Below are 2,601 nucleotides of genomic sequence, written 5' to 3' on the forward strand. Positions count from 1 at the left end.
CATCTACCGTTACAACTGGAGCCTGGTCGTGGTGTCCATCGTCGGGGTCGTCGCGCTCTACGCCCTGATCGTGATCGGCAACAGCGTCCCGCTAGCGCTGCCGGAGACCATGCTTGGGCTGGACGCCAAAGCGATGTGGATCATCCTGTTGTTCATCTACGCCGGCATCGCCTCGATGCTCCCGGTGTGGATGCTGCTTCAGCCGCGCGACTACATCAACGGCCTGCAGCTCTTCATCGCCCTGGGCATCCTCTACATCTCGGTGCTCATCGCTCGGCCAGAGATCGTCGCGCCCGCCTACAACACCAATGTTCCGGAGGGCACCCCGAACCTCATCCCACTGCTCTTCGTGACGATCGCGTGTGGCGCCATCTCCGGCTTCCACGGCATGGTCTCCTCAGGCACCACTTCCAAGCAACTCGACAAGGAGTCTGACGCCCGTTTCGTGGGCTACTTTGGTGCCGTCGGTGAGGGGCTGCTGGCCCTGGGAGCCATCATTGCCACCACCGCTGGCTTCAAGACCCTCGCGGACTGGGAGAACGTCTACCAGGCCTTCAACGACGGTGGCGTCAACGCCTTCGTTCAAGGAGGTGGCCGGATCATCGAGGCCGGTCTAGGCCTGCCGCAGTCCTTGTCAGCGACGATCATGGCTACTACTGCCATCCTCTTCGCGGCGACCACGATGGACACTGGCGTCCGCCTGCAGCGCTTCGTAGTCCAGGAGATCGGCGAAATCATCGGTTTCACCTTCAAGAAGGGACTGGCCACGCTCATCGCGGTCGGTGTCGCGCTCGGCCTCACCTTCGGCTCTGGTGCGGACGGCTCCGGCGGCCTGCTCATCTGGCCGTTGTTCGGCACGACCAACCAGTTGATGGCCGCGCTGACCCTGTCCATCATCGCCATCATGCTGATGCGCCGCGGTCGTACGGCACTGCCAGCGCTCATCCCGTTGGCGTTCGTCGGGGTAATGACGATCTACGCAGGGATCATCCAGCTCGGGACTTTCTATGAGAAGGGCAACTGGTTGCTCCTGGTCCTGGACATCATCATCCTCATTGCCGCCCTGTGGGTCATCGTCGAAGCCTTCGCTGCCATGCGTACGGCCCGCGACTACGAGGGCGACGACGACGCCGAGCTCGCTGCCATCTCAGACGAAGCAGCCATCGAGCACGTCGGCGACCACCCGGCGCACGACTGAGGGAGTCGGTGCCACCCGATGAACGATGACCGTCGCCAGCCCCGCAGCCGTCTTGCACAGGTCGCTGCGGGGCTGCGCGATTTCTACTCCGGTCCCTACCGTCGGACCTTCGCCCGCGCTCAGCAGGACGAGGACGATCTCTTTATGGTGATCGTCATGGCCGAAGCCCTGGGGGTGCCGAACCCAGCCAGTTACTACACCATCGAGTTGCTGCCGGTGGTCTACGAGCAGTTCCACGACTGGCACCGGAGAATGGGCCTGGACCGCTCACCGCTGGAGCACTTCGCGTGCTGCTGACAACCCACCCAGGAGTCTGATGCCGCACCTGCTCACCGACCTGGCCGAGCGGCGCGATGTGCTCTTCGTCGGGGGTAAGGGCGGGGTGGGTAAGACCGCCGTCGCCTCTGCTCTGGGGCTGGCCGTCGCTCGGACGGGCCGCCCCGTCATGGTCGTCTCCACCGACCCCGCCCACAATCTGGGGCACCTGTGGCAGCGCGGGGTCGGTGATAGTGCTGTCGAGCTCGCCCCGTTGTTGCGCGGCCTGGAGATCGACCCGGCTCGCACCACCGATGAGCACCTTCGCGCCGTGCGCAGCACCTTGTCGCGCCTCATGCCGGAGCACCTCCAGTCCGAGGTGGACAAGCATCTAGACCTCGCCCGGGATGCCCCCGGCACCTACGAGGCTGCGGTGCTCGAACGGATTGCAGAGGTTGTCGAGCAGCGAGGTCCTGACGAACTCATCATCTTCGACACCGCGCCCAGCGGTCACACCACCCGGCTGATTGCGCTGCCCGAGCTGATGCAGGCTTGGACGGAAGGTCTCCTGAGCCGCCAGGACCGCTCTGCTCGCTTCGGAGCAGCCCTGAGAGGCTTGGAGGGAGCCGACTACGACGCAGCCCAGGTGATTGGCTCTCAGCGGCTCCAGGATCCTTCCTCGACTTCGATCGGGCCACGTCGGACCCAAGATCGTCGAGCCCGCCGCGACGCGGAGATCCGTGAGGTGCTGGACCGTCGTCAAGCGCGTTTTAGGAATTTGCGTGAGGTGATGCAGAACCAGGACCGCACCGGCTTCGTCATCGTCACCGCCGCCGAGCGGCTGCCGGTCCTGGAATCCCTCGAACTGCACGATCAGCTCAGCCGATCTGGGATGGCCATCTCTGCCCTCGTGATCAACAAGAGGTCCCCGGCGGACGCCGGGGACCTGCTGGCGGCGCGCAGGCAGGTCGAGGACAGCTACGTCACGCAGCTCGCCAGGGCGCTGCCCCGCTTGCCTCTCGTGGAAGTCCCCTTGCTGGCGGGCGAGGTGGTGGGCGAGCAGGGGCTGGAGACCCTGCGCGCCCACCACTACTGAGACGTAAGCCGGTCAGCCGATTACCAGGACAACGGACCACGCAGGCACAGGA

The 2,601-nt window shown here is 65.0% G+C and carries 3 protein-coding genes; all 3 read left to right on the forward strand.

Annotated features, from left to right (window positions below; all coding sequences use genetic code 11):
* Nucleotides 1-1,198 (forward strand): carbon starvation protein A (locus tag Q4P07_RS00135; RefSeq protein ID WP_303372852.1); only part of this gene is annotated, 1,198 nt, incomplete at its 5' end.
* Nucleotides 1,199-1,216: 18 nt separating this feature from the next.
* Nucleotides 1,217-1,495 (forward strand): cory-CC-star protein, encoded by a 279-nt coding sequence (locus tag Q4P07_RS00140; protein WP_303372853.1) that lies wholly within the window; start codon nt 1,217-1,219, stop codon nt 1,493-1,495.
* A gap of 19 nt (nt 1,496-1,514) precedes the next feature.
* Entirely contained in the window at nt 1,515-2,549 is a 1,035-nt protein-coding gene (locus Q4P07_RS00145; RefSeq protein ID WP_303372854.1) for an ArsA family ATPase, read from the forward strand.
* Nucleotides 2,550-2,601 lie beyond the last annotated feature (52 nt).

Source organism: Ornithinimicrobium sp., from assembly GCF_030537745.1.
Lineage (GTDB): Bacteria > Actinomycetota > Actinomycetes > Actinomycetales > Dermatophilaceae > Ornithinicoccus.